At 60.1% G+C, this 25,757-nt stretch carries 21 protein-coding genes; 7 read left to right on the top strand and 14 right to left on the bottom strand.

Annotated elements, in window-relative coordinates:
* The first annotated feature begins 4 nt into the window (after positions 1-4).
* Positions 5-3,856, top strand: coding sequence for a sensor domain-containing protein (locus ACQY47_RS18730; RefSeq protein WP_428550909.1), 3,852 nt, complete (start codon positions 5-7; stop codon positions 3,854-3,856).
* Between the two features lie 230 nt (positions 3,857-4,086).
* Positions 4,087-5,340, top strand: coding sequence for a serine hydroxymethyltransferase (gene glyA / locus ACQY47_RS18725; protein ID WP_053137906.1), 1,254 nt, complete (start codon positions 4,087-4,089; stop codon positions 5,338-5,340).
* Between the two features lie 185 nt (positions 5,341-5,525).
* Here the strand turns inward: glyA and yjiA are convergent, their stop codons facing one another.
* The 3 genes from yjiA to ACQY47_RS18710 form a co-directional block, all read right to left on the bottom strand.
* The gene (gene yjiA / locus ACQY47_RS18720) at positions 5,526-6,533 is read right to left on the bottom strand and encodes a GTPase (RefSeq protein WP_017139302.1); all 1,008 of its coding nucleotides are present in this window, start codon (positions 6,531-6,533) and stop codon (positions 5,526-5,528) included.
* Between the two features lie 131 nt (positions 6,534-6,664).
* Entirely contained in the window at positions 6,665-6,862 is a 198-nt protein-coding gene (locus tag ACQY47_RS18715; protein ID WP_003194308.1) for a YbdD/YjiX family protein, read from the bottom strand.
* A gap of 15 nt (positions 6,863-6,877) precedes the next feature.
* A complete protein-coding gene (locus ACQY47_RS18710) occupies positions 6,878-8,944 on the bottom strand; it encodes a carbon starvation CstA family protein (protein WP_017139303.1) in 2,067 nt (688 codons plus the stop codon).
* Positions 8,945-9,117: 173 nt separating this feature from the next.
* Between ACQY47_RS18710 and ACQY47_RS18705 the strand changes: the two genes are divergently transcribed.
* On the top strand, positions 9,118-9,486 hold the full coding sequence (locus ACQY47_RS18705) for a PilZ domain-containing protein (RefSeq protein WP_428550902.1): 369 nt from the start codon (positions 9,118-9,120) through the stop codon (positions 9,484-9,486).
* 126 nt (positions 9,487-9,612) lie between these two features.
* Here the strand turns inward: ACQY47_RS18705 and radA are convergent, their stop codons facing one another.
* Genes radA through ACQY47_RS18690 form a run of 3 tightly spaced genes read right to left on the bottom strand, consistent with a single transcriptional unit; the run spans position 9,613 to position 13,153 of the window.
* Positions 9,613-10,980, bottom strand: coding sequence for a DNA repair protein RadA (gene radA, locus ACQY47_RS18700; RefSeq protein ID WP_138451911.1), 1,368 nt, complete (start codon positions 10,978-10,980; stop codon positions 9,613-9,615).
* A gap of 35 nt (positions 10,981-11,015) precedes the next feature.
* Complete coding sequence (locus tag ACQY47_RS18695; protein WP_017139309.1) at positions 11,016-11,555, bottom strand: ankyrin repeat domain-containing protein; 540 nt, start codon at positions 11,553-11,555, stop codon at positions 11,016-11,018.
* Between the two features lie 56 nt (positions 11,556-11,611).
* Complete coding sequence (locus tag ACQY47_RS18690; protein WP_428550897.1) at positions 11,612-13,153, bottom strand: catalase; 1,542 nt, start codon at positions 13,151-13,153, stop codon at positions 11,612-11,614.
* A 287-nt stretch (positions 13,154-13,440) separates the two neighbouring features.
* Here ACQY47_RS18690 and mscL point away from each other — a divergent pair, with 287 nt between their 5' ends.
* On the top strand, positions 13,441-13,857 hold the full coding sequence (mscL, locus tag ACQY47_RS18685) for a large-conductance mechanosensitive channel protein MscL (protein WP_017139311.1): 417 nt from the start codon (positions 13,441-13,443) through the stop codon (positions 13,855-13,857).
* Between the two features lie 45 nt (positions 13,858-13,902).
* Here mscL and ACQY47_RS18680 read toward each other — a convergent pair whose 3' ends face one another.
* Positions 13,903-14,679, bottom strand: coding sequence for a ferredoxin--NADP reductase (locus tag ACQY47_RS18680; protein ID WP_428550894.1), 777 nt, complete (start codon positions 14,677-14,679; stop codon positions 13,903-13,905).
* 432 nt (positions 14,680-15,111) lie between these two features.
* Here ACQY47_RS18680 and ACQY47_RS18675 point away from each other — a divergent pair, with 432 nt between their 5' ends.
* Together ACQY47_RS18675 and ACQY47_RS18670 are read left to right on the top strand one after the other, a co-directional pair.
* Positions 15,112-15,822: a helix-turn-helix transcriptional regulator gene (locus ACQY47_RS18675; protein WP_017139313.1), complete on the top strand. Its 711-nt coding sequence runs from the start codon at positions 15,112-15,114 to the stop codon at positions 15,820-15,822.
* Between the two features lie 166 nt (positions 15,823-15,988).
* Positions 15,989-17,113, top strand: a complete 1,125-nt coding sequence (locus ACQY47_RS18670) for a methyltransferase (RefSeq protein ID WP_017139314.1) — start codon at positions 15,989-15,991, stop codon at positions 17,111-17,113.
* 55 nt (positions 17,114-17,168) lie between these two features.
* On the opposite strand, the gene ACQY47_RS18665 is transcribed toward ACQY47_RS18670, so the two are convergent.
* From ACQY47_RS18665 to ACQY47_RS18655, 3 genes are read right to left on the bottom strand one after another with little or no spacing between them, the layout of a single operon-like run.
* Positions 17,169-17,336, bottom strand: coding sequence for a DUF2474 domain-containing protein (locus ACQY47_RS18665; protein WP_010206690.1), 168 nt, complete (start codon positions 17,334-17,336; stop codon positions 17,169-17,171).
* Positions 17,337-17,348: 12 nt separating this feature from the next.
* Positions 17,349-18,356 (bottom strand): cytochrome d ubiquinol oxidase subunit II, encoded by a 1,008-nt coding sequence (cydB, locus tag ACQY47_RS18660; protein ID WP_138453261.1) that lies wholly within the window; start codon positions 18,354-18,356, stop codon positions 17,349-17,351.
* A 1-nt stretch (position 18,357) separates the two neighbouring features.
* Entirely contained in the window at positions 18,358-19,797 is a 1,440-nt protein-coding gene (locus ACQY47_RS18655; protein WP_017139317.1) for a cytochrome ubiquinol oxidase subunit I, read from the bottom strand.
* A 317-nt stretch (positions 19,798-20,114) separates the two neighbouring features.
* On the opposite strand from ACQY47_RS18655, the gene ACQY47_RS18650 reads away from it, so the two are divergent.
* Positions 20,115-21,353, top strand: a complete 1,239-nt coding sequence (locus ACQY47_RS18650) for an MFS transporter (protein ID WP_017139318.1) — start codon at positions 20,115-20,117, stop codon at positions 21,351-21,353.
* A 138-nt stretch (positions 21,354-21,491) separates the two neighbouring features.
* Here ACQY47_RS18650 and ACQY47_RS18645 read toward each other — a convergent pair whose 3' ends face one another.
* The 4 genes from ACQY47_RS18645 to ACQY47_RS18630 all read right to left on the bottom strand — a co-directional run bounded on the left by ACQY47_RS18645 (position 21,492) and on the right by ACQY47_RS18630 (position 25,707).
* The gene (locus ACQY47_RS18645; protein ID WP_428550885.1) at positions 21,492-23,675 is read right to left on the bottom strand and encodes a xanthine dehydrogenase family protein molybdopterin-binding subunit; all 2,184 of its coding nucleotides are present in this window, start codon (positions 23,673-23,675) and stop codon (positions 21,492-21,494) included.
* Positions 23,672-24,661 (bottom strand): FAD binding domain-containing protein, encoded by a 990-nt coding sequence (locus ACQY47_RS18640; protein WP_428550882.1) that lies wholly within the window; start codon positions 24,659-24,661, stop codon positions 23,672-23,674. Before ACQY47_RS18640 ends, ACQY47_RS18645 begins: the two co-directional genes overlap by 4 nt.
* Positions 24,658-25,167, bottom strand: coding sequence for a (2Fe-2S)-binding protein (locus ACQY47_RS18635; RefSeq protein ID WP_017139321.1), 510 nt, complete (start codon positions 25,165-25,167; stop codon positions 24,658-24,660). Before ACQY47_RS18635 ends, ACQY47_RS18640 begins: the two co-directional genes overlap by 4 nt.
* A gap of 96 nt (positions 25,168-25,263) precedes the next feature.
* A complete protein-coding gene (locus ACQY47_RS18630) occupies positions 25,264-25,707 on the bottom strand; it encodes a DUF4879 domain-containing protein (RefSeq protein ID WP_017139322.1) in 444 nt (147 codons plus the stop codon).
* Between the last annotated feature and the right edge of the window lie 50 nt (positions 25,708-25,757).

Below are 25,757 nucleotides of genomic sequence, written 5' to 3'. Positions count from 1 at the left end.
CAGCTTGTCCAAAGTCACGCCGCCCACGCCCTTGCGCGCCGCTCATATAGCGCCGGGCGCGCCCCTGCACGGCACTTTAAAAGGCGCACTGGCGATGCTGGTGCTGGTGCTGCTGGCGTTATTGTTCTGGCAGCTGTTGGACCAACTGCAGCAAAACCAGAAAAACCAACAGCAATACACCATCGATTACAGCGCCGACCTGGCTGAACAGATCAGCCTGAACATGGCCCTGAGCGCGAAAATCGCCTTGAACCTGCTGCCGATGGTCGAGCCGCCGCGCAACGACGAGCAACAACAGGCGCTGATGCGCACCTTGCAACGCTCGTTGCCGGAGCTGCGCAGTTTCGCCCTGCTCGCCCCCAGCGGCGCGCTGATCAGCGACAGCGCCAAAGGCAGCCAGGACCGCGCCTGGCTTGAAGAGCTGGTGCAGCGCAGCCACTCACAACCTTATTACTTGAGCAACAGCCCCGACGGCACCCTGATCTATCTGTTGCTTCAGCAGCCCAGCGGCGGCTCGAAAATGTACTGGGCCTTGCGCCTGGCGCCCAGCTACCTGAGCAACCTCACCCGCCAGGACGGCCAGGGCCAGCGCCCGATGTGGGCCATCGAGAACCGCCTGAACCACCGCGTGGTCAGCCGCGACAGTGGCATGCCTGCGCAATGGGCCGCGGCGCTGACGCCGGATGAATTGAACAAAAGCGTGCTGGTTACGCCCCTGAGTAAAAGCGATTGGCAATTGCGCGGCCTGTTTGACCGCAGCGCGGTGCTGGAGCAACTGCTGCCGGCGTTTATCGGCAAATGCCTGCTGGGCCTGGCGTTCTCGCTGATCCCGCTGATCGTGCTGCTGAACATGCGCCGCCGCCAGCGCCAGGTGCATGAAGGCCGCCGGCGTTATCAGGATATTTTCGAAGGCACCGGCGTGGCCCTGTGCGTGTTGGATCTGTCGGGGCTCAAGGCGTTTTTTGACAAGACCCACGTGCAGACCCGTGAGCAATTGCAGGTCTGGTTGCTCAACAACACCGCCGGGCGCCAGCAACTGCTCAAGGAACTGCGCATTACCGAGGTCAACCAGGTGGCCGTGCGCCTGCTGAATGTCGGCTCATGCGAGCAAGCCTGGGAACGCCTGATCGATGATTGCCCAAGCAATGCCACCGCCATCGGCTATCAAGTGCTCGAAGCCGTTCTGACCCAGCAAAAACAGCTGGAGCTGGAAATCCAGCTCAATGACGAGGCCGGCAATGACCAATATCTGTGGCTGGTGATGCGCCTGCCGGAGCAGCAGGACGACTTCAAGGCCGTGATTCTCAGCATCAGCGATATCACCAGCCGCAAGCTGATCGAACTGTCGCTGGTGGAGCGTGAGAGTTTCTGGTCGGACGTGGTGCGCACCGTGCCTGATCACCTGTATGTGCAGGACGTGATCAGCCAGCGCATGATTTTCAGCAACCACCATTTGGGCCATACCCTCGGCTACAACAAGGCCGAACTGCAGCAAATGGGCGAGTACTTCTGGGAAATCCTGCTGCACCCCGAGGATGCCGAGTATTACCACGACTTGCGCCTGCAACAGCGCGAGGTCGGCTACACCACCCAACTGCAATGCCAACTGCGCTTTCGCCATCGCAATAACCAGTGGCGGCGCTTTGATATCCGTGAGCAAGCGCTGGCGCGGGATAAAACCGCGGTGGTCACGCGGATCATCGGCGTGGCCAAGGACATCACCGACCAGATCGAAGCCAGTGAATCCCTGCGTGACAGCGAGCAGCGCTACCGCATGCTGGCCGAAAGCATCAGCGACGTGATCTGCTCCACCGACAGCCAGCTTGCCCTCAATTACATCAGCCCATCAGTCAACGCCGTGCTGGGTTATGACGTGGACTGGGTGTTCAAGAACGGCTGGCAGTCGATCATCGCCAACCCGCAGCAACTGACCGGCATCTACAGTTTGGTGGAACAGGTCAGCCGTGCGCTCGGCGACCCCGAGGCGCTGAACAGACTGCGTGATGATATCCACACCCAACTGTTCCTGTTCGACTGCCTGCGCGCCGACGGCCGCAAGGTGCCGATCGAGTTGCGCCTGGTGCTGGTTTGGGACGAACACGGCGCGTTTGAAGGCATCCTGGGTGTGGGCCGCGATATCAGCCAGCAACGCCGCGCCGAAAAAGACCTGCGCATGGCGGCCACGGTATTCGAGCACTCAACCTCGGCGATCCTGATCACCGACCCGGCCGGTTATATCGTGCAGGCCAACGAGGCGTTCAGCCGGGTCAGCGGCTATGCAGTAGCAGATGTGCTGGATCAATTGCCGAACATGCTCACGGTGGATGAACAGCAGGAGGCGCACCTGCGTTACGTGCTCAAGCAGCTGCATCAGCACAGCACCTGGGAAGGTGAAGTGTGGCTCAAGCGGCGCAATGGCGAGCATTACCCGGCCTGGGTCGGCATTACTGCCGTGTTCGACGATGAAGGCGACCTGGCCAGCTACGTGTGTTTCTTCAGTGATATCAGCGAGCGCAAGGCCAGCGAACAGCGCATCCACCGCCTGGCGTATTACGACGCCTTGACTCACCTGCCCAACCGCACGCTGTTCCAGGACCGCCTGCACACCGCGTTGCAGTCGGCCGAACGGCAAAAGTCGTGGGTGGTACTGATGTTCCTCGACCTCGACCGTTTCAAACCGATCAACGACTCCCTGGGCCACGCCGCCGGCGACCGCATGCTCAAGGAAATGGCCACCCGCCTGCTGGGCTGCGTGGCCGAAGACGACACCGTGGCACGTATGGGCGGCGACGAGTTCACCTTGCTGCTGCAACCGCGGGTCAGCCGCGAGATGGCGCTGAACCGCGCAATTACCGTGGCCGAGCAGATCCTGGCGAGCCTGGTGAAGCCATTTGTACTGGAGGGCCGCGAGTTCTTTGTGACCGCCAGTATCGGCATCGCCTTAAGCCCGCAGGACGGCAACGAACTGAGCCAACTGATGAAAAACGCCGACACGGCGATGTACCACGCCAAAGAGCGCGGCAAGAACAACTTCCAGTTCTACCAGGCGGACATGAATGCCAGCGCCCTGGAGCGCCTGGAGCTGGAGAGCGACCTGCGCCACGCCTTGGACCAGAACGAATTCGTGCTGTATTACCAACCGCAGTTCAGCGGCGACGGCAAGCGCCTGACCGGCGCCGAAGCCCTGCTGCGCTGGCGTCACCCACGCCGAGGGCTGGTGCCGCCGGGGGATTTCATCCCGGTACTGGAGGAATTGGGGCTGGTGGTAGACGTGGGCGACTGGGTGATCGCGGAAGCCTGCCGCCAGCTCAAGACCTGGCACCAGAACAAGGTGCGCGTGCCGAAAGTCTCGGTGAACATCTCGGCGCGTCAATTCTCCGATGGGCAGTTGGGCGAACGCATCGCCACTATTCTCAAGGACACCGGCCTGCCGCCGGCGTGCCTGGAGCTGGAGCTGACCGAAAGTATCCTGATGCGCGAAGTCAACGAGGCCATGCAGATCCTCGCCAGCCTGAAAAACCTGGGCCTGAGCATTGCGGTGGACGACTTCGGCACCGGTTATTCGTCGCTCAACTACCTCAAGCAATTCCCCATCGATGTGTTGAAGATCGACCGAACTTTCGTCGACGGCCTGCCGTCCGGCGAGCAGGACGCGCAAATTGCCCGCGCGATTATCGCCATGGCCCACAGCCTCAACCTGGCGGTGATCGCCGAGGGCGTGGAAACCCATGAGCAGCTGGATTTCCTGCGTGAACATGGCTGTGATGAGGTGCAGGGTTATCTGTTTGGGCGGCCAATGCCGGCAAATCGGTTTGAGGCGCAGTTCAGCAATGATGCGCTGTTCATGTTCGACTGAAGCCTTGTGGTGGGGCTGATGGCCCTATCGCAGGCAAGCCAGCTCCCACATTTTGAATTGTGAATACCTTCAGGTGTGGGAGCTGGCTTGCCTGCGATAGGGCCAGTACAGGCACCGCCCATCCCTGGATGAGCCCCACTTGTCCGCGACATGATGTCCTTTCATATGCCATCTAAAACCCATTGGGTTAGAATGCCTTCCTTTTCTGCCCCCGATCCTTGAGGACCGCCATGTTCAGCCGTGATTTGACTATTGCCAAGTACGACGCCGATCTCTTCGCCGCCATGGAGCAAGAAGCCGTGCGCCAGGAAGAGCACATTGAGCTGATCGCTTCGGAAAACTACACCAGCCCTGCGGTGATGGAGGCTCAAGGTTCGGTTCTGACCAACAAATACGCCGAAGGCTACCCAGGCAAGCGCTACTACGGTGGTTGCGAGTACGTCGACGTGGTTGAGCAACTGGCAATCGACCGTGCCAAGGAACTGTTCGGCGCCGATTACGCCAACGTTCAGCCACACGCCGGTTCCCAAGCCAACAGCGCCGTGTACCTGGCCCTGCTGCAAGGCGGCGACACCATCCTGGGCATGAGCCTGGCCCACGGCGGTCACCTGACCCACGGCGCCAGCGTTTCCTCCTCCGGCAAGCTGTACAACGCCGTTCAATACGGTATCGATGCCAACGGCCTGATCGACTACGACGAAGTCGAGCGCCTGGCCGTTGAGCACAAGCCAAAAATGATCGTGGCCGGTTTCTCTGCCTACTCGCAGATCCTGGATTTCCCACGTTTCCGCGCTATCGCTGACAAAGTCGGCGCATATCTCTTCGTTGATATGGCTCACGTAGCCGGTCTGGTCGCCGCTGGCGTCTACCCGAACCCGGTGCCTTTCGCTGACGTCGTGACCACCACCACGCACAAGACCCTGCGCGGTCCACGTGGCGGCCTGATCCTGGCTCGCGCCAACGCCGAGATCGAGAAGAAGCTGAACTCTGCCGTATTCCCAGGCGCCCAAGGTGGCCCGCTGGAGCACGTGATCGCCGCTAAAGCGATCTGCTTCAAAGAAGCCCTGCAGCCTGAGTTCAAGACTTACCAGCAGCAAGTGGTGAAGAACGCCCAGACCATGGCCAGCGTGTTTATCGAGCGCGGCTTTGACGTGGTGTCCGGCGGTACTGAAAACCACCTGTTCCTGCTGTCGCTGATCAAGCAGGACATCTCCGGTAAAGATGCTGACGCCGCACTGGGCAAAGCCTTCATCACCGTGAACAAAAACTCCGTGCCGAACGACCCACGTTCGCCATTCGTCACCTCCGGCCTGCGCTTCGGCACCCCGGCTGTGACCACTCGTGGCTTTAAAGAAGCAGAGTGCAAGGAACTGGCCGGCTGGATCTGCGACATCCTGGCTGACCTGAACAACGAAGCCGTGATTGACGCGGTCCGTGAGAAGGTCAAGGCCATCTGCAAAAAACTGCCGGTGTACGGCGCTTGATTGCAGTTGCTTGAATAAAAAGCCCGGCTCTTGAGCCGGGCTTTTTTATGGCCGTTCTCAAATTGAAATACGGTTCAATGTGGGAGCTGGCTTGCCTGCGATAGCGGCCTGTCAGTTGGCACATCATTAGCTGACCCACCGCCATCGCAGGCAAGCCAGCTCCCACATTTTGAATGCATTTCGAGTCAGGGTTGGTAGACCCGGGCAAAGCCCTCGCGAATCTTGGCTTCCGGCAACTCATCAGCAATAAACACAATCACACTTTCGCGCGCCTCACCCTCGGCCCATTCGGTGTCCCAATCGAAACCGTAAAGCTTGAGCACGCCCTGGAACACCATGCGCCGGTCTTCCCCGGCAATATTCAGTACGCCTTTGTAGCGCAGCAGTTGTTTGCCATGGTCCTCCAGCAGTTCGTTCATAAACTCGCTGAGCCGGTCGATATCCAGCGGCTGGTCGGTGCGCAGCACCAGGCTGGAAATACGGTCGATGGACGGCGCGGCACTGACCGGGCGCAGGGTCATGCCCGCGTTGAGATTAAAGCCGCGCACGTCGAGCAGTTCGGCCAGGTCGATTTTGCCGTGGTCGACCACCCGAATCGGCGCACGGCGGTTGATGCGGGTCAAGCGCTGGCTGAGGGCGTCGAAGGATGCCTCATCCACCAGGTCGCGCTTGCTCACCAGCAGGCGGTCGGCAAAACCGATCTGAGCCTGGGCGATGGTCTGGGTCAGGTGGTGCTCAGCATGGGCCGCGTCCACCAAGGTGATGATGCCGTCGAGGATGTAGCGCTCGCGCAGCTCCTCGTCGATGAAAAAGGTCTGGGCCACAGGCGCAGGGTCGGCCAGGCCGGTGCACTCGATCACCAGGCGGTCGAAGGCGATCTCGCCGCTGTCCAGGCGCTCGAGCAGCAGGTACAGGGCTTTGGTCAGGTCGGTGTGGATAGTGCAGCACACGCAACCGTTGGACAGGGTCATGACTTGCACCGGTTCGGCGCCCAACAGTTGGGTGTCGATACCGGCATCACTGAATTCGTTTTCGATCACGGCGATTTTGAGGCCGTGCTCAGCCTTGAGCAGGTGGCGCAGCAAGGTGGTTTTGCCGGCGCCGAGGAAGCCGCTGAGGATGGTGACGGGGATGGGAGAGGACAAAAAATTCTCCTTGAAGGAACACAGAAACAAATGTGGGAGCAGACCCATGTGGGAGCTGGCTTGCCTGCGATGCAAGCAACTCGGTCTATCAGGCAGACCGAGGTGATGCTATCGCAGGCAAGCCAGCTCCCACATAAAGCCTTGCTCCCACAGGGAGAAGCGCTAACCCGAATACCGGGTCAGCAGCACTTAGGCCCACCCTTGCCACCGTAACGGGCTTCCTGGCGTTCGCGGAAGAACGCCTTGTAGTCCATCACCGGTTTGTCCGGGTGCTTGGTTTGCATATGCTCGACGTAGGTGTCGTAGTCCGGCATGCCGACCATCAGGCGCGCGGCCTGACCGAGGTATTTACCGAGGCGACTGATGTCATTGAACATGGTTGCAATCCTCGTTTACGCGTCCGGTACAGCCTGGAACGGGGCTTCTTTATCCGTGCGCTCTTTGTTGCCCCAGGCGGCGACGCCGACCTTGAGCGCATAGAACAGGATGCTGAAGACCACGAACAGGAACAGCGCCGTCAGCGTTGCGTTGGTGTAAGCGTTCCAGATCACGTGCTGCATCTGGTCGATGTTCTTGGCCGGTGCGAGGATCTGGCCGTTGGCCAGGGCATCGCTGTACTTCTTGGCCAGCGACAGGAAGCCAATCGCCGGGTTAGCGTCGAACAGCTTGATGAAGCCTGCGGTGGTGGTGCAGATCAGCAGCCAGACTGCCGGCAGCATGGTCACCCAAATGTAGCGCTGGCGCTTCATTTTGATCAGCACAACGGTGGCGAGCATCAGCGCGATACCGGCGAGCATCTGGTTGGAGATACCGAACAGCGGCCACAAGGTATTGATGCCGCCCAGCGGGTCGATCACGCCTTGGTACAGCAGGTAACCCCACATCGCCACGCAACCTGCCGTAGCAATCAAGTTAGCGGTCCAGGACTCGGTACGCTTGAGCGACGGTACGAAGGAGCCGAGCAAATCCTGGAGCATGAAGCGCCCCGCACGGGTGCCGGCGTCGACTGCGGTCAGGATGAACAATGCTTCGAACAGGATCGCAAAGTGGTACCAGAACGCCATGGTGTTTTCACCCGGCAGCACACTGTGCAGGATCTGCGCGATACCGACCGCCAGGGTCGGCGCACCGCCGGCACGCGCCAGGATGGTGGTTTCGCCGATGTCATGGGCCACGGCCGTCAAGGCTTCCGGGGTAATTGCAAAGCCCCAGCTGCTGACGGTTTGCGCCACAGTCACCACATCACCACCGACCACGGCGGCCGGGCTGTTCATGGCGAAATACACGCCGGGCTCGATCACCGAGGCGGCAACCATGGCCATGATGGCCACGAACGACTCCATCAGCATCGCGCCGTAACCGATGTAGCGCGAGTTGACTTCGTTATCCAGCAGCTTGGGCGTGGTGCCCGAGGAAATCAGTGCGTGGAAACCCGAGACCGCGCCACAGGCAATGGTAATAAACAGGAACGGGAACAGGCCGCCCTTCCAAACCGGACCGGTGCCATCGATGAATTGGGTGAGGGCCGGCATTTTCAGCTCTGGCATGGTGACCAGAATGCCGATCGCCAGGGCGATGATGGTGCCGATTTTGAGGAAGGTGGAGAGGTAGTCACGCGGTGCCAAAATCAGCCACACCGGCAATACCGCCGCCACGAAACCGTAGCCGATCAGCATCCAGGTGATCTGGATACCGGTGAACGAGAAAGCCTTGGCCCACACCGGGTCAGCGGCAATCTGCCCGCCCAGCCAGATCGAACCCAGCAGCAACAGCACGCCGATGACCGAAATTTCGCCAATGCGGCCCGGACGGATGTAGCGCATGTACACGCCCATGAACATCGCGATCGGGATGGTCGCCATCACCGTGAAGATGCCCCACGGGCTCTCGGCCAGGGCCTTGACCACGATCAGCGCCAGCACCGCGAGGATGATGATCATGATCAGGAAGCAGCCGAACAACGCGATGGTCCCCGGAATGCGGCCCATCTCTTCGCGAACCATGTCCCCCAGGGAACGGCCGTTGCGACGAGTGGACAGGAACAGCACCATGAAGTCCTGCACCGCACCGGCCAGCACCACACCGGCAATCAGCCAAAGCGTGCCGGGCAGGTAGCCCATTTGCGCCGCCAATACTGGGCCGACCAGCGGACCTGCGCCGGCAATCGCCGCAAAGTGGTGCCCAAAGAGGATGTGTTTGTTGGTCGGCACATAGTCCAGGCCGTCATTGTTGAGCACTGCGGGGGTGGCCCGCCGTGGATCGAGCTGCATCACATTGTTAGCGATGAACAGACTGTAGTAACGGTACGCAACCAGGTAGATGGCGACAGCAGCAACCACAATCCACAAGGCGTTGATCGCCTCGCCGCGGCGCAAGGCCACTACGCCCAGGGCGCACGCTCCTACGATTGCCAGCACCAGCCAGGGTAGGTGGCGTAGCAGGCTATTATTATTTTTCATTTTTATATTCCAGCCAGGGTGGACAGAAAGACAGCCAGCCCGAGTTTAGCGCTGTTGGCCTTAAAGGCCACCCCCCTACGTTGGTCTAGAGCCTTGCAACCGTAAAAAAAGCAGAAATAAAGGCCCGATGATGGCGCAGGGCTACAATCCCCTTATCTCCAGAGGGTTTGACCATGAGCGAGCAACCGTCAGATCGGCGCCGTTTTCGGCGTATTGCCTTTGATGCCCGAACGACCATTGCGCAAGACCGCTGGAATTGGCCGGTGCGATTGGTGGATTTGTCGCTCAAAGGTTTGTTGGTGCTGCGCCCTGATGATTGGCAGGGCAATCGCGCACAGCCGTTTGATGTGGATATCCGTCTGGATCCGCAAGCGCATATAAAGATGCAGGTAAGGCTGGCCCACGATGATCATGGGCAGTTGGGGTTTGTGTGTGAGCACATAGACCTGGAGTCGATCAGCCATTTGCGGCGGTTGATTGAGCTGAACCTCGGGGATGAGGAAGAGCTGCACCGTGAGTTAGCGGCGCTGCTGGAAATCTAACAGCCAACACTGACGAAATGTGGGAGCTGGCTTGCCTGCGATAGATTCACCTCGGTCTTCCTGAAAGACCGCGGTGCCTGCATCGCAGGCAAGCCAGCTCCCACATTGGTTTTGCAGTGGTACTGATTACTCGAACAAGGCATCCAGCGCCTGTTCAAGGCGCGTGACGCCAATGACCTTCAACCCTGCCGGCATTTCCTTCGGCGCATTGCCCTTGGGCACGATCGCGCGTTTGAAACCGTGCTTGGCCGCTTCTTTCAGGCGCTCCTGGCCACTCGGCACCGGGCGTACCTCGCCCGACAGGCCGACTTCGCCGAATACCAGCAAGTCATGGGGCAGCGGGCGATTGCGCAGGCTCGACATCACCGCCGCCATCAACGCCAGGTCGGAGGCGGTTTCCAGCACCTTGACCCCGCCGACCACGTTGAGGAATACGTCCTGGTCATGGGTGGGAATACCGCCGTGACGGTGCAGCACAGCGAGCAACATCGCCAGGCGGTTCTGATCCAGGCCGAGGGTGACCCGGCGCGGGTTGGCCAAGTGGCTGTCATCCACCAGCGCCTGCACTTCCACCAACATTGGCCGGGTACCTTCCCACGTCGCCATCACCACACTGCCAGGCACTTCTTCCTGGGCACGGGTAAGAAAAATTGCCGAGGGGTTGGAGACTTCTTTCAAGCCTCGGTCAGTCATGGCGAACACGCCCAATTCGTTGACCGCGCCGAAACGGTTCTTCACCGCCCGCAGCAAACGCAGGCGGCCATCGGATTCGCCTTCGAAATACAGCACGGTGTCGACCATATGCTCAAGCACTCGCGGCCCGGCCAAGGCGCCCTCTTTGGTCACGTGGCCCACCAGAAAAATCGCCGTACCGCTCTGCTTGGCATACCGCACCAGCAGCGCCGCACTTTCGCGCACCTGGGACACGCCGCCGGGTGCCGATTGCAGCTGCTCGGTGAAAATCGTCTGGATCGAGTCGATCACCATGACCTTGGGTTTTTCGATACGGGCCGTGGCGATGATGCTTTCGATGCAGGTTTCGGTCATGACCCGCAGTTGATCCTGGGGCAAGCCCAGGCGACGGGCGCGCATGGCCACTTGCTGCTGGGACTCCTCACCCGTGACGTACAGCGCCGGCATGCGGCTGGCAATGCTGCACAGGGTTTGCAGCAGGATGGTCGATTTGCCGATGCCGGGGTCGCCGCCGATCAGCACCACCGAACCGTCCACCAGCCCGCCGCCGAGCACGCGGTCCAGCTCGCCGGACGCCGTGGAGAAACGTGGGATTTCCTCGACGCTGACTTCAGCCAACGTCTTGATCTGCGCCTGTTGCCCGGTCCAGCCGGCACGGCCGGTGGGGGCTGCGGCGCCGCCGCTTTCGATCATGGTTTCCGTCAGGGTGTTCCATGCACCGCACTCGGTGCACTGGCCGGCCCACTTGGGAAAGGTCGCGCCGCACTCGGTGCAGCCGTACATGCGCTTGGCCTTTGCCATTTGAGAACCTCCAACCGAAAAACCGCGATGATAGCTCAGCGCGGCGCCGGGGTCCGGATTTCACCACTGGCCAAACGTGAAGCGCTGTTGCCGATCGGGTCTTCGGCGTTAAGGTCGGCGCCTTTGGCCTTTAACTCATCCAGTAACTCAACACGCTTGAACAGCCCGGCGTACATGGCGGCGGTCTGCCCGGCGCCGTTGCGCTGGTCGGGGTTGCAGTCGGTGGCGAGCAGTCGCTGGGCGATTTTCAGCTCGCCTTTGAAGATCGCACCCATTAATGCGGTGTTACCGCGCTTGTCCTGCACACAGGCGTCGGCGCCGGCGTTGAGCAGGCGTTCCACGAATGGAGCCTGGCCGTGGTAGGCGGCAAGGATCAGCGCGGTGTAACCCTTGTCGTCCTGGGTGTTGAGGCTGTAGCCGGACTCTATGAACGTGTTGAGCATCTCGATATCACCACGACGGGCAGCATCGAAATAGTAGTCCTGCAACTGAGCCTTGAGCGCGACCGGGTCGGGTGACTCGGCATGGGCGACAAAGGCCAGCATGGCCATCAGTAAACCGATAGAAATTCGCATGGGTTTTCTCCAGCTTGGGGTCGACGCCCATCAGCGGGCGCCGACCGTAACCAACGTCAGTCAGTCAGTTTTTCTGCCAGCGCCTTGACGCGCGCCAGGTCGCCTTTGGCAACCCTGGTCACGCCAGTGCCGTACTCAGGGTCAGCCTTATAGAGGAACGACAGGATGATGTGCTTGCTCTCGTCATCGGTGGTGGCCAGGGAGCCGCCGAAGTTTTCGATCAAGTCCTGACGCTCTTTCTGGCTATAGGAGCGGTACAAGTCACCGGCCTGCTTGAAGTTCTGCTCGCGCTGGATCTTCGCCTGCTGGGTGCTGCCCGACAGCGCCGACTGGCTGTAACGCGCGGCTTGCGGTTCTTCTCGTGGCAGCAGGCGGCTTGGCTGGTAGTTCACGCCCGTGGTGGTCTTGCCGGCGTTCATTGCGCCATCCTGGTTACCGTTGTTGACGGTGACACGCGGTGCGTTGATTGGCAGTTGCAGGGCGTTCGGCCCCAGGCGGTACATCTGCGTGTCGGCGTAGGAGAACACCCGGCCTTGCAGCAGGCGGTCTTCCGACGGCTCGATGCCCGGCACCAGGTTGGCCGGGGCCATGGCCACTTGCTCGGTTTCCTGGAAGACGTTGGCTGGGTTGCGGTTCAGCACCATTTGCCCGACTTTGCGTTCCGGTACATTCGGCCAGATCTTGGTGGCGTCCAGCGGGTCGAAATCAAACTTGGCCAAATCCTCAGGTTTCAGCACTTGCACGTAAAGGTCCCACTTGGGGAAATCGCCCTTGTTGATGTGAGTGACCAAGTCGTTAGTCATATGACTGTAGTCACGCCCCTGCACGTCGGTAACTTGCTTGGGGTCAAGGTTCTTGATGCCCTGCAGGCTCTTCCAGTGGAACTTGACGTAATGCACTTCGCCCTTGGCGTTGATCAACTTGTAGGCATGTACGCCGTTACCGTCCATTTCGCGATAACTGGCTGGCGTGCCGGAGTCGGAATACAACTCGGTGAGCGTGCGGGTGGACTCTGGAACATGGGAGAAGAAGTCAAAACGACGCGAGTCGTCGTCAAGGTTAGTACGCGGGTCAGGTTTGAACGCATGGACCATGTCCGGAAACTTGATGGCGTCGCGGATAAAGAACGTCGGGAAGTTATTGCCCACCAGGTCCCAGTTACCTTCGCTGGTGTAGAACTTGGTGGCGAAACCGCGTGGGTCACGCAGGGTTTCCGGGGAATGGTTGCCGTGCACCACGGCAGAGAAACGCACGAATACAGGGGTGGCTTCACCGGCTGCGAAGACTTTGGCTTTGGTCAGGTCGCTGAGGTTATCGGTGACGGTAAAGGTGCCATGAGCGCCGGTGCCACGGGCGTGAACCACGCGCTCCGGGATGCGTTCACGGTCAAAGCGCTGCAGTTTTTGAATGAGCTGCACGTCTTGCAGCAGCACCGGGCCATTGGCCCCGGCGGTTTGTGAATTCTGATTGTCCCCCACGGCGGCGCCGTTATCGCGGGTCAGGTTGGCGGCTTGTACGGAAAGGGACAGCAGACTGGCAGTGACCAATCCCAGCGCATATCGCGCGGAAACAGGCCTGCGGCTCATTGACGTGTTCATCGGGGTTTCCTCTGGCTTTTTTAGTGCACATTCAGTTGTGCTTGCCAGAGGCTAGTGACCTGCGAGTCAGAAGATAAATAGAAAAACACCACCGGGCTGATTAAGAAAAAAGTGTGGCAAGCCCCTGAAGTAGCGCGTATTTCGCGCGCGATTGGTGGCACTTTGCAAACTATTTGCGATTTAATGGGTCGATAAAAATTGACAGTGTTAACGGTTGTGTCGAGCAAGCGGGCTACGACTGACTTACACTGACCTCCACCCTCCTCAACTGTAACAAGGAATAACCTATGGGCGTGATCAGTGAGTTCAAGGCCTTCGCGGTCAAAGGTAATGTGGTCGATATGGCCGTCGGTATCATCATCGGCGCCGCCTTCGGTAAAATCGTTTCCTCGTTTGTAGGCGACGTGGTGATGCCACCTATTGGTCTGTTGATCGGTGGTGTGGACTTCGCTGACCTGGCGATAACCCTCAAGGCCGCGCAGGGTGATGTGCCCGCTGTGGTCCTGGCCTATGGCAAGTTCATCCAGAGCATCATCGACTTCGTGATCGTCGCCTTCGCCATCTTTATGGGCGTGAAAGCCATCAACCGCCTGAAGCGCGAAGAAGCTGTGGCCCCAAGCCTGCCGCCGACGCCGACCAAGGAAGAGCTGCTGCTGGGTGAGATCCGTGATCTGCTCAAAGCACAAAACGACAAACCGCTTTAACCCGAGTTTGCCTGGAAAAGGCGCCTGTTTCAGGCGCCTTTTTTATTACCAGTAATTTTCCACCGCCACTTGCCCTGGGCGCCGGCTCAGGCTCAGTTGCAGGTCGCGCTGCTTGAGCAATTGGCGCGTGTCATCGACCATCTGCGGGTTGCCGCAAATCAGCACGCGGGAGTGCTCCGGGGTCAGTTCTACACCAGCAGCGCGCTCCAACTCGCCATTCTCGATCAGCGTGGTGATGCGCCCGTTCAGTGCCCCAGGGTGCTGCTCACGGGTGACGATGGGAATGTAGGTGAGTTTATGCGCGTACTCGGCCAGGTACTCACGCTCGCCGAGCGTGTTAATCAGCGACTGATACGCCAGCTCCTTGGCCTCTCGGGCGCTGTACACCAGTACGATGCGCTCGAATTTTTCCCAGACCTCGAAGTCCTGCAGGATCGACAGAAACGGTGCCACCCCCGTGCCGGTGCCCAGCAGCCACAGATCACGCCCGTCCACAAAACGATTCAAGGTCAGATAGCCTGTGGCCTGACGCTCAACCATCAAGGTATCGCCCACCTGCAGACGGCTTAATTCACTGGTGAACTCGCCCCCCGGAACGACGATAGAGAAGAAGTCCAAGTGTTCATCAAATGGCGAGGACACAATGGAATAGGCGCGCCACACCGTGCTGCCGTCCGCCTTGGTCACGCCCAAGCGCACAAACTGGCCGGCGGTAAACCGAAAGCCCGAGTCACGGCTGGTGCGCAGGGTAAACAGGCTGGGCGTCAGCGATTGCACTTCGAGCAGGGTCTGGCGGGTAAATTTCTCAGCGCTGGCCGTCATGGGGGGCTCCGTTGAACAGGTGCCCTAGTGTCTCTCAAAGTCGCGCAGGGAAACACCAGTGGTTTGTACTGGCATTGCCAGTGCGAGCAACAGCTATGCTGTTACAGCGCAAGCGCTCGGATCGGAGCTATCCAGTCCCAACTAATTATTTAGCTATTTCTCCCCTTCTAACAGGCCATTAGATGTCGCAGTGCAACTAAACAAATGCCAATTTAATATCACCACCAACCCATTGAACTTATAGGAATAACCCGAACATAAAGCACTATATGTACAAACGACCACTCATTGTATAAGTAATAAACAAACAAAATACGGGCATTCAGTAAAATTTTTTCACATTACGATGTGTAGGCTTTGTCCTACACTGATTTCCGTACCTCGCTGGGATCCGGGACGTGCCCAGGCAACAACACCCATGGAGAGTTACAAATGGTCAACTGGCGCAATACACGACTCCCCAAACTGGAAGGTGAGAACAAGATCACCACTATTTATGAGATGGTCGTCAATCACACCTATGAGCTAGGATTCGAATACTGCTCATTTACGATGAGTTCGCAACAACAAGCTACCCAAACCAAACCGATTCACTTTAATAACTACCCCAATGAATGGAATGCCGTTTACAAACAAGCGCATTTTTTTGACATCGATCCGGTAGTCGCCCACTGCAAACGTAGCGTGCTGCCTATCGTGTGGGATGAAAAAACCTTCAGCGCCGCACCCCACCTCTGGTCGTTGGCCCAATCGTTTGGTGTGCATTTTGGATGGACCCAAGCCGTGCACGATTTCCAGGGCGTGTTCAGCATGCTGACCCTGGGCAGAAGCAACGGCGAAGTCAGCCCACAGGAGCTTTACGAGAAAGCCGGCCAGGTGCTCTGGCTTTGTCATGTGATGCATGCTGCGGTGGCACAAAATTATGCCGAAAAGCCGAGCGTCACAGCGCCTTGCAAATTGACCCCACGAGAAACGGAAATCCTCAGGTGGTCGGCCCTGGGCAAGACGGCTTCGGACATTGCCACGATCCTGTGCCTGTCGGAGCGCACCGTGGGCTTTCATATCAGCAGTTGCTTGAGAAAACTGGGGGTCAATAACAAGATTGCCGCCGTACTGTGTGCTTCCAAAGCAGGGTTGTTTTAACCGCTGAAGAAACACCGCATGTAATCCCATCGAAAAAAAAGTAACATTTACGGCCAATTCTGAGTGTTGATACGGCGCATTGATGCCGCTTCGTTGTTCACTCAGATGGTTGCGCCGGTTGCCCATGCCCGCTGCCGCCCCATCGATGACCCAGAGCTTCCCCGCCATGCCCCTGCTTGACAGCCCCTTCGCCCAGCTCGACCTGATTCGCCAGCCTGAGCAACACAATGACCCGTTGCAGGCCTTTGATGCTGCCGATGAGTACCTGCTCAGCTATCTGGCCGAGCAGCAGCCCGGCGCTGCTACCCGCGTGCTGGTGCTCAACGACAGCTTCGGCGCTTTGGCGGCCAGCCTCGAAGGCCGAGTGCACGTGACGTCCAGCGGTGACTCGTTTCTGGCAGCCCAGGGTCTGGAGAAAAACCTGGTGCGCAATGGCAAAGCTTTTGATGCCGTAGCATTCGTCCCCGCCAGCCAGGTCCCGACCGGGCCGTTCGACCGCGTGCTGATCCGCGTGCCAAAGACCCTGGCCCTTTTGGAGGAGCAGTTGATCCGCCTGCAAGGGCAACTGGCGCCAGGCGCCCAGGTGATTGCCGGCGCGATGGTCAAGCACCTGCCACGGGCGGCGGGCGAGTTGCTGGAGCGCTATATCGGCCCGATGCACGCGTCCCTTGCCCTGAAAAAAGCCCGTTTGCTGATCGCCACGGTGGACGCCCGCCCGGCCGCTGTCTCGCCCTACCCTACCCGCTACACCCTGGACGCACCGGCCATCGAGCTGTTGAACCACGCCAACGTGTTCTGCCGCGAAGGCCTGGACATCGGCACCCGTGCCTTCCTCCCGCACCTGCCAAACAATCTCGGCAGCGCCCGCGTGGCGGACCTGGGCTGCGGAAACGGCGTGTTGGCAATCGCCAGTGCCCTGCAAAACCCCGACGCGCAGTACACCCTGGTGGATGAGTCCTACATGGCCGTGCAGTCGGCGGCCGAAAACTGGCAGGCTGCCTTCGGTACGCGCGATGTAAGCGTACGCGCCGCCGATGGCCTCGCCGGCCAGGAAGCCCAGTCACTGGACGTGGTGCTGTGCAACCCGCCGTTCCACCAGCAACAGGTGGTCGGCGACTTCCTGGCCTGGCGCATGTTCCAGCAGGCGCGCGAAGCCCTGGTAGTGGGCGGTGCCCTTTATATCGTCGGCAACCGCCACCTGGGTTATCACAGCAAATTGGCGCGTTTGTTCCGTGGCGTTGAACAAGTAGCCGCCACGCCGAAGTTCGTCATTCTCAAAGCCCGCAAATAAAAAAGCCCTCGTAGCGAGGGCTGTAAAACCGGGCCGCAAAGCCCGGATCGGGATATCAGTGAGTGGTCAGGCCGGCCGCATTCATGAACATGCGCATCAGGCTGGCCACGACGAACAGGGCCAGCACGCTGCCGGTCCAGATCATCGCCAGCCACCCCAGGCGCCGCCATAACGGCTGTTTCTCGGCCTGTTCAATCTCGTGTAACGAAGGTTTGCCGGACATACAACGACCCTCCTAGTGGTAGCCGTCTTCGTGGGTGACCTTGCCGCGGAACACGTAGTAGCTCCAGAAGGTGTAGCCCAGGATAAACGGGATGATGAACAACGTGCCCACCAGCATGAAGCCCTGGCTCTGCGGTGGAGCAGCGGCGTCCCAGATCGACACGGAAGGCGGAATGATGTTCGGCCACAGGCTGATGCCCAAGCCGCTGTAGCCGAGGAAGATCAGCACCAGCGTCAGCAGGAACGGCGTGTAGTGCGCATTACGTGCCACCGCGCGGATCAAGCCGTACATGGTCACCAGCACCAGAATCGGCACCGGCAGGAACCAGAACAGGTTCGGCAGGGTGAACCAGCGTGAAGCGATTTCCGGATGCGCCAGCGGCGTCCACACACTGACGATACCGATCACTGCCAGCACCACAAACGCCAATGGCCGCGCCAGGTTGTGCATCTGCTCCTGCAACTTGCCTTCGGTTTTCATGATCAGCCAGGTGCAGCCGAGCAAGGCATAGGCGACCACCAGTGCAACGCCACAGAACAGGGTGAATGGCGTAAGCCAATCCAGCGAGCCGCCGGCAAACTGGCGATTCACCACCGGAATGCCATCGATAAACGCCCCCAGTGCCACCCCCTGGAAGAACGTCGCGGCGATGGAGCCACCGATAAACGCCTTGTCCCAGAGGTGACGCTTGTCGTCCTTGGCCTTGAAGCGGAACTCGAAGGCCACGCCCCGGAAGATCAGCCCGATCAGCATCAGGATCAGCGGCAGGTACAACGCCGACAACACCACCGAATAGGCCAGCGGGAACGCGCCGAACAGCGCCGCGCCGCCGAGTACCAGCCAGGTTTCGTTGCCGTCCCATACCGGCGCGACGGTGTTCATCATCACATCGCGGTCGACTTTGCCGGGGATAAACGGAAAGAGGATGCCGATGCCCAGGTCGAAACCGTCCATCACCACGTACATCATGATGCCGAAGATGATGATCACGGCCCAGATCAGCGGAAGATCAATACCCATCTCAATTCCCCTTGTGCTGGATGTGGGTGTGGTCGTCGTCGCTGCCATCATCGGCGGCGGACAACGGACGGGCCGGTGTACGTTTCTGGCCAGGGCCACCATGGGTTGGCTCGCTGCCCTCGTGGGTCTGCGGGCCTTTGCGCACCAGGCGCATCATGTAGCCCAACCCGGCGCCGAACAGCGCGAAGTACACCACCACAAACAGCACCAGCGTAATGGTCATCTGCGCCAGGCTATGCCCGGAGGAAGCATCCGCCGTGCGCATCAACCCGTAGACCACCCACGGCTGGCGGCCGATTTCGGTGGTGAACCAACCGGCAAGAATCGCGATCAGGCCGGACGGGCCCATCCACAACGCCAGGTACAGGAACGGCTTGGACGTGTACATCTTGTCCCCCCGGCGCAGCCACAGGCTGAACAGACCGGTGAAGATCATCAGGAAGCCCAGGCCGACCATGACCCGGAACGACCAGAACACAATGGTCGAATTGGGGCGATCCTCAGGCGGGAACTCCTTGAGCGCCGGCACCTGCTTGTCCAGGGAGTGGGTCAGGATCAGGCTGCCGAGGTACGGAATTTCGACCGCGTATTTGGTTTTCTCGGCCTTCATGTCGGGCCAGCCGAACAGGATCAGCGGCGTCGGCTCATTGCCGATATTTTCCCAGTGGCCTTCAATCGCGGCAATTTTCGCCGGTTGGTGCTTCAAGGTGTTGAGGCCATGGAAGTCACCGATCACCGCCTGGATAGGCGCCACGATCAGGGCCATCCACATCGCCATCGACAGCATGGTGCGGATCGCCGGGTTGTCCTTGCCGCGCAACAAGTGCCAGGCCGCCGAAGAGCCGACGAAGAACGCCGTGGCCACAAAGGCTGCCGTGGCCATGTGCATCAGGCGATAGGGGAACGACGGGTTGAAGATCACCGCCAGCCAGTCGGTAGGAATCACCCGGCCATCGATAATTTCAAAGCCTTGCGGCGTCTGCATCCAGCTGTTGGAAGCCAGAATCCAGAAGGTCGAAATCAGCGTACCGACGGCCACCATCACCGTGGCAAAGAAGTGCAGCTTGCGCCCCACCTTGTTCCAGCCGAACAGCATCACCCCGAGGAAACCCGCCTCCAGGAAGAAGGCCGTGAGCACTTCGTAGGTAAGTAGCGGTCCGGTAACGGCGCCGGCAAAGTCCGAGAAACGGCTCCAGTTGGTACCGAACTGGTAAGCCATGACCAAGCCCGAAACCACCCCCATGCCGAAGTTGACGGCAAAGATCTTCGACCAGAAATGGTAGAGGTCACGGTAGGTGTCGTTGTGAGTCTTGAGCCACAAGCCTTCCAGCACCGCAAGATAACTGGCCAGGCCGATGGTGATCGCCGGGAACAGGATGTGAAACGAGATGGTGAACGCGAATTGAATTCGGGCGAGATCTAGCGCCTCCAAACCGAACATAAGTCTTCCTCTGTCAGGTAATACCGGCTGCTGGCGGGAGCCTGCACCCACTGCCCCCACGGATATGGAGTGTGGCGAATTTCAATTCGTTTCTTTTTTTACCCATCACGTAGGGATCCTGGCCTTGCGGCCGCCAGATCAATCCCGGGGCCGGTTTTGATCTGGATCAAGCATTGCTCAAAGAGTAGTCCCATTTTCGGACGAAAGCCGTGTGGTTCATTGACGCGTGACAGGTTGTCTCAGCTCAGTTCTTGCAACTATTTGTTACAGCTTGATGCTAATCTGCCTGCACCCTCTGCTCCAGACCTGACTTCCCGATGCCCAGTGAACCCGCATTGCTGTTGCGCCACCACCGCCCTTTCATCGCGTTCTGGCTGGCCCGGATCTTTACCGCCAGCGGTTTCCAGATGCTTACCGTGGCCATCGGCTGGAACCTCTATCAACTGACTGGCAATGTGCTGGACCTGGGCCTGGTAGGCCTGGTGGAGTTCATTCCGCGCGTTCTGTTCATGTTGCACACAGGCCACGTGGCCGATCGCTATGAGCGGCGCAAAGTCGCCGCCATCTGCCAGACCGTGCAGGCATTGATTGCCTTGTCCCTGGCCATCGGCGGCCTGACCGGCAACGTGACCCGCGAGATGATCTTTATCCTCGCGTTCCTGCTCGGCGCCGCACGCTCGTTTGAGATGCCCACCACCCAGGCGCTGCTGCCGAGCATCGTGCCGAGCGCGCTGTTCCCGCGTGCCGTGGCCTCGTCGCAATCGGCGCAGCAACTGGCCACCATCGTCGCGCCAGCGTTGGGCGGCTTGCTCTATGCGTTTGGCAGCGTGTGGGTGTATGGCCCAACCGTGGTGCTGTACCTGATCGCCTGCGGGCTGACCCTCAACCTGCCCGCGCGCCAGACACCGCTCAATAAAGCCAAGGCCACGATGGATTCGCTGCTGGCCGGGATCCGCTTTATTCGCAGCCGCCCGGACATTCTCGGCGCCATTTCGCTGGACCTGTTTGCCGTATTGCTGGGCGGCGCCACAGCGTTGCTGCCGGTGTTCGCCAAGGACATCCTGCTGACCGGCGCCTGGGGCCTGGGTCTGTTGCGTTCGGCGCCAGCGGTGGGCGCGTTGTTGATGTCGCTGTGGCTGGCGAGGTTCTCGGTAGACCGGCATGTCGGGCGCGTGATGTTTACCGCCGTCGGTGTGTTTGGCGTGGCAACCATTGCGTTCGGCCTGTCGACGTCGTTCTGGTTCTCCTTGGCGGTGCTGGTGGTGCTGGGCGCGGCGGACATGATCAGCATGGTGATCCGCGCGTCGTTCGTGCAGTTGGAGACCCCGGATGAAATGCGCGGGCGGGTCAGTGCGGTCAACGGTCTGTTTATTGGCGCATCCAATCAACTGGGCGAATTTGAATCGGGGATTACCGCCCATTGGTTCGGCACCGTGCCCGCCGTGGTCATGGGCGGGATTGGTACGCTGTTGGTGACGGGGGTGTGGATAAAGCTGTTTCCGACCCTGGCCAACCGCGATCGGATGCATGTGCCGGTGGAGGAAGCCAAGCTATAAGCCGGTTGAAAAACAGGCAATGTGGGAGCTGGCTTGCCTGCGATGGCGGAGTGTCAGTCACTGATTTTTAGCTGACATACCGCAATCGCAGGCAAGCCAGCTCCCACAATTGGATCTGCGGAGGTTTGAAGACCTGCGCTACAGCACCTTATCCAGCGTGACAGGAAACTCCCGCACCCGCTTGCCGGTGGCATGGTAGATCGCATTCGCCACCGCCGCCGCCACCCCGACAATACCGATTTCGCCCACACCCTTGGAGCCCAGGGCGTTGACGATTTCGTCGTGTTCTTCGACAAATACCACGTCAATCTCGCCGATGTCGGCATTCACCGGGATGTGGTACTCGGCCAGGCTGTGGTTCATGTAGCGCCCCAGTTGATGGTCGACCTGGGTTTCTTCATGCAGGGCCATACCGATGCCCCAGACCACGCCGCCGAGGATCTGGCTGCGGGCCATCTTCGGGTTGACCACGCGCCCGGCGGCAATGGCGCTGACCACTCGACGCACCTTGATCGTGCCCAGGTCTTCATCGACCTGAACTTCGACAAACACCGCCGAATGGGTCGCCGTCGAATAGCCTTCGCGCTTTTTGTCCGGTTGGCTGTCAACCTGAACGGCCAACACCTCTTCGCCACTGTCCTTGACCAGTTGTGCCAAGGACACACTCACGTCCCCCGTGTGCAATTGGCCTTCTTCAAAGCGCACCGCTTCTGCCGCTTTGAACACCGGGTAAGTCTGCCGGGCAACCGCCAACAGCTTGGCGTTCAGCGCTTCGCAGGCCTGCTGCACGGCAGTGCCGACAGACGACACGGTAAACGAGCCGCCCTGCAACGGCGCCGTGGGTAACGACGAATCGCCGAGCAGAAAACGCACATCGGCCATCGCCACACCGCTGGTTTGCGCGGCAATCTGCGTCATTACCGTATACGTGCCCGTGCCGATATCGGTGGTGGCGCTGCTGACGGTCAATTGGCCTAGGGCATCCAACTGCGCCTTGGCGCTGGCCTTCATCTGCAGGGCCTCCCATACACCACCGGCCATACCCCAGCCGATCAACTGGTTGCCATCACGCATGCTGCGCGGCTCGGGGTTGCGCTGGCTCCAGCCGAAGCGCTCGGCACCTTCGCGGTAACACTCGCGCAGGGCTTTGCTCGACCAGGGTTTGTCTTCGTTCTGGTTGCGCTCGGCGTAGTTGATCAGGCGCAGTTGCACAGGGTCCATCCCCAGGGCGCAGGCCAGTTCATCCATCGCACATTCCAGGCCTATCACGCCCAACGCGGCGCCCGGCGCGCGCATGTCCATCGGCGTGGACACGTCCAGGGGCACCAGTTTGTAGGTCAGTTGCACGTTGTCGCAGTGGTAGAGCATCCCGCTCCACTCCACCACATGTTCGCTGAAGTCTTCGAAGCGCGAAGTCTGGCCAATCGCAGTATGGCCCAACGCCAACAGGCGACCATTGGCAGCAGCGCCCAGTTGCAAACGCTGCAGGGTGCGCGGGCGGTAGCCGAACGTGAACATCTGTTGCCGGGTCAGGGTGACGCGCACCGAACGCTTGAGCGCCAGCGCTGCCATCACCGACAGAGGCAGTTGATACTGCGGGCGCAGGCCCGAGCCAAAGGCACCGCCGACGAACGCAGCGAAGATCCTTACCTGGCTTTTATCCAGGCCGAAGACTTTTTGCACATACGCCTGGCAGTTCTGCGGGCCTTGGGTCTTGTCGTGGATATGCAGGGTGCCGTCCGGCTGATACAGCACGGTGCTGGCGTGGGGTTCCATCGGGTTGTGGTGCTCGATGGGCGTGCTGTAGTGCATATCCAGGCTGACAGCGGCAGCAGCCCACTCGGCCTGGAAGTTACCGCGTGGCTTGGGCGGCGTTTGCGGCGATGGGTGCGCCTGTTCCTGCTGGGCCGCGAGGTCGGTGGCAAAAGCCTCGCTCGCGTATTCGATCTCGACCAGCGAAGCAGCGTGTCGCGACAGCTCAAGGTTGTCGGCGATCACCAGGGCCAGGGGTTGGCCGTTATAAAGCACGCGGTCGTTATACAGCGGGCGAAACGGCGAGCCGTCGGCTGCATCGGCATCGGCGAAAGCCTCATCGTAGCTGGCGAGTTTGGGCCGGTTCAGATGATCAAGCACCCTGACCACGCCCGGCAGCGCCAGGGCTTTGGACGCGTCGATCCTGATTACCCGGCCCTTGGCAATCGTGCTTGAGACGACACTGCCATGCAGCAGGTCGTTGCCTGGAAACTCACCGGCATAACGCGCCTGCCCGGTGACCTTGAGCAGACCGTCAACGCGGTCCAGGGGTTTGCCGACGGCGGTCATGGGCGTTCTCCTGCGACAGCGGCGTCGCTCAGGGCACGGATGATTGCGCGGCGTGCCAGCTTGATTTTGAAGCTGTTGTGTTCCAAGGGTTCAGCGTCTTGCAGCAAGGCGTCAGCGGCCTGGCTGAAGGTTTCGCGGCTGACCGCTTGCCCGATCAGCGCGGCTTCCACGGCGCGATCGCGCCAGGGTTTGTGGGCCACACCGCCAAGGGCCAGGCGCGCATCGACGATGGTGTCGCCCGCAAGCTCCAGCGCGGCGGCAACGGAGACCAGCGCGAAGGCGTAGGACGCACGGTCACGAATCTTCAGGTAGTGGCTATGGCTGGCGAGATGATCAGGCGGCAGTTCGATGGCGGTGATCAGCTCATCGTCGGCCAGCAGGTTGTCGCGCTCAGGCGTATCGCCGGGCAAGCGATGAAAGTCGGCAAACTCGATCACCCGCGCGCCGCCACGCCCTTCTACATGCACCCGCGCCTGCAGCGCTGCGAGGGCGACGCACATATCCGAGGGATGGGTAGCCACACAATGTTCGCTGGCACCGAGGATCGCATGAATGCGGTTCAACCCGGTGCGCGCCGGGCAGCCGCTGCCAGGTTCACGCTTGTTGCATGGCACGCTGGCATCGTAGAAATAGTAGCAACGGGTACGTTGCAACAAGTTACCGCCGGTACTGGCCATATTGCGCAGTTGCGGCGAGGCGCCCGCCAGAATGGCCTGGGACAGCAATGGGTAGCGTGTCTCGATCAGCGGGTGCCAGGCCAGGTCGGCATTGCTGACCAACGCGCCGATCATCACCCCGCCGTCGGCAGTCGCTTCCACGCCATGCAGCGCCAAGCCGGTGATGTCGATCAGGTGTTCGGGGCGGCTGATGTTTTCTTTCATCAGGTCCAACAGGTTGGTGCCGCCGGCGATAAACCGCGACGTCGCGCTGATCAGGTGCACGGCTTCCTGCACATCGGCCGGCTTGCTGTACTGGAAGGGGTTCATTGGTCACCTCCCAGCACAACGTCTTCAATGGCATCGCGAATATTGCTGTAGGCCCCGCAGCGGCACAGGTTGCCGCTCATCAGTTCCTGAATTTGCGCGGTGTTGTGGGCGCGGCCTTCATTGGCCAGGCCGACGGCGGAGCAAATCTGCCCCGGCGTGCAGTAGCCGCACTGGAACGCGTCACGCTGGATAAAAGCCTGCTGCATCGGGTGCAACTGGTCGCCGTCGGCCAGGCCTTCGATGGTGGTCACCTCGGCACCGTCGCACATCACCGCCAGGGTCAGGCAGGCGTTGATGCGTTTGCCATCGCGCAACACCGTGCAGGCGCCGCACTGGCCGTGGTCGCAGCCTTTTTTGCTACCCACCAGATCCAGCTGTTCGCGCAGCAGGTCCAGCAAGGTGGTCCAGGGCAACACCTGCAGCTGGCGGTCTTGGCCATTCAGGGTCAGGCGTATCGGGTGGCTGACGAACGGTTTGGTCGTCGCGCCATTAGGGGTCGCGCTCATAAACACCTCACGGGTTGGTGCACATCCGCGGCGTTCAGGAAAGTCGCCGTCTAAGGGCTACGACTTCCCGAGGTAGTGAGCGTTCAAGGGGATTGATCAGAGGATGTTGAACAAGAGCTTCAACGTGTTTTGCGGGCCATTGATCGAGATATTGCTGAATTCAAACCAGCCTTGGGCCTGGACATTCAAGTCAAATACATAGATGTAGCCCATCACAGTGCCTGCGCCGTTACAGACTTCGCTGATGTTGCCCACCTGACAGACCGGCGTGCGTTGCCCATTCAATTCGGCACCATTGAAGCGCCCCATCGGGCTTTTGCCCAGGCCGACCTCCATCACCGAGACCTTGGTCGGCCCACGATGAGTACACATCTGGGTGGTCGTCACATCTGTGGGGATGGTTTCCGTGCAACGCGCCGACTCGACCTTGAACACCCGCACCTCGCTCAACGGCGGTGCAGCCGCGCCCCACACCGGTGCCACAAGCCCCAGGCCGATTGCGGCGAACAGAGCTAGACTGCTGGCGTTGGCTTTTTTCATGCTGAGAACGACCCTGTATTTAACGTCGGCGCAGTATGCCTCAAGGCCAG

The sequence above is a fragment of the Pseudomonas edaphica genome (assembly GCF_965277385.1).
GTDB classification, from domain to species: domain Bacteria; phylum Pseudomonadota; class Gammaproteobacteria; order Pseudomonadales; family Pseudomonadaceae; genus Aquipseudomonas; species Aquipseudomonas edaphica.
This window is presented reverse-complemented; position numbering and strand designations above follow the sequence as displayed.

Coding starts and splice junctions, on each gene's coding strand:
- glyA (WP_053137906.1), top strand. CDS start 4,087: ATGTTCAGCCGTGATTTGACTATTGCCAAGTACGACGCCGATCTCTTC.
- yjiA (WP_017139302.1), bottom strand. CDS start 6,533: ATGGGTCTGCTCCCACATTTGTTTCTGTGTTCCTTCAAGGAGAATTTT.
- ACQY47_RS18715 (WP_003194308.1), bottom strand. CDS start 6,862: ATGTTCAATGACATCAGTCGCCTCGGTAAATACCTCGGTCAGGCCGCG.
- ACQY47_RS18710 (WP_017139303.1), bottom strand. CDS start 8,944: ATGAAAAATAATAATAGCCTGCTACGCCACCTACCCTGGCTGGTGCTG.
- ACQY47_RS18705 (WP_428550902.1), top strand. CDS start 9,118: ATGAGCGAGCAACCGTCAGATCGGCGCCGTTTTCGGCGTATTGCCTTT.
- radA (WP_138451911.1), bottom strand. CDS start 10,980: ATGGCAAAGGCCAAGCGCATGTACGGCTGCACCGAGTGCGGCGCGACC.
- ACQY47_RS18695 (WP_017139309.1), bottom strand. CDS start 11,555: ATGCGAATTTCTATCGGTTTACTGATGGCCATGCTGGCCTTTGTCGCC.
- ACQY47_RS18690 (WP_428550897.1), bottom strand. CDS start 13,153: ATGAACACGTCAATGAGCCGCAGGCCTGTTTCCGCGCGATATGCGCTG.
- mscL (WP_017139311.1), top strand. CDS start 13,441: ATGGGCGTGATCAGTGAGTTCAAGGCCTTCGCGGTCAAAGGTAATGTG.
- ACQY47_RS18680 (WP_428550894.1), bottom strand. CDS start 14,679: ATGACGGCCAGCGCTGAGAAATTTACCCGCCAGACCCTGCTCGAAGTG.
- ACQY47_RS18675 (WP_017139313.1), top strand. CDS start 15,112: ATGGTCAACTGGCGCAATACACGACTCCCCAAACTGGAAGGTGAGAAC.
- ACQY47_RS18670 (WP_017139314.1), top strand. CDS start 15,989: ATGCCCCTGCTTGACAGCCCCTTCGCCCAGCTCGACCTGATTCGCCAG.
- ACQY47_RS18665 (WP_010206690.1), bottom strand. CDS start 17,336: ATGTCCGGCAAACCTTCGTTACACGAGATTGAACAGGCCGAGAAACAG.
- cydB (WP_138453261.1), bottom strand. CDS start 18,356: ATGGGTATTGATCTTCCGCTGATCTGGGCCGTGATCATCATCTTCGGC.
- ACQY47_RS18655 (WP_017139317.1), bottom strand. CDS start 19,797: ATGTTCGGTTTGGAGGCGCTAGATCTCGCCCGAATTCAATTCGCGTTC.
- ACQY47_RS18650 (WP_017139318.1), top strand. CDS start 20,115: ATGCCCAGTGAACCCGCATTGCTGTTGCGCCACCACCGCCCTTTCATC.
- ACQY47_RS18645 (WP_428550885.1), bottom strand. CDS start 23,675: ATGACCGCCGTCGGCAAACCCCTGGACCGCGTTGACGGTCTGCTCAAG.
- ACQY47_RS18640 (WP_428550882.1), bottom strand. CDS start 24,661: ATGAACCCCTTCCAGTACAGCAAGCCGGCCGATGTGCAGGAAGCCGTG.
- ACQY47_RS18635 (WP_017139321.1), bottom strand. CDS start 25,167: ATGAGCGCGACCCCTAATGGCGCGACGACCAAACCGTTCGTCAGCCAC.
- ACQY47_RS18630 (WP_017139322.1), bottom strand. CDS start 25,707: ATGAAAAAAGCCAACGCCAGCAGTCTAGCTCTGTTCGCCGCAATCGGC.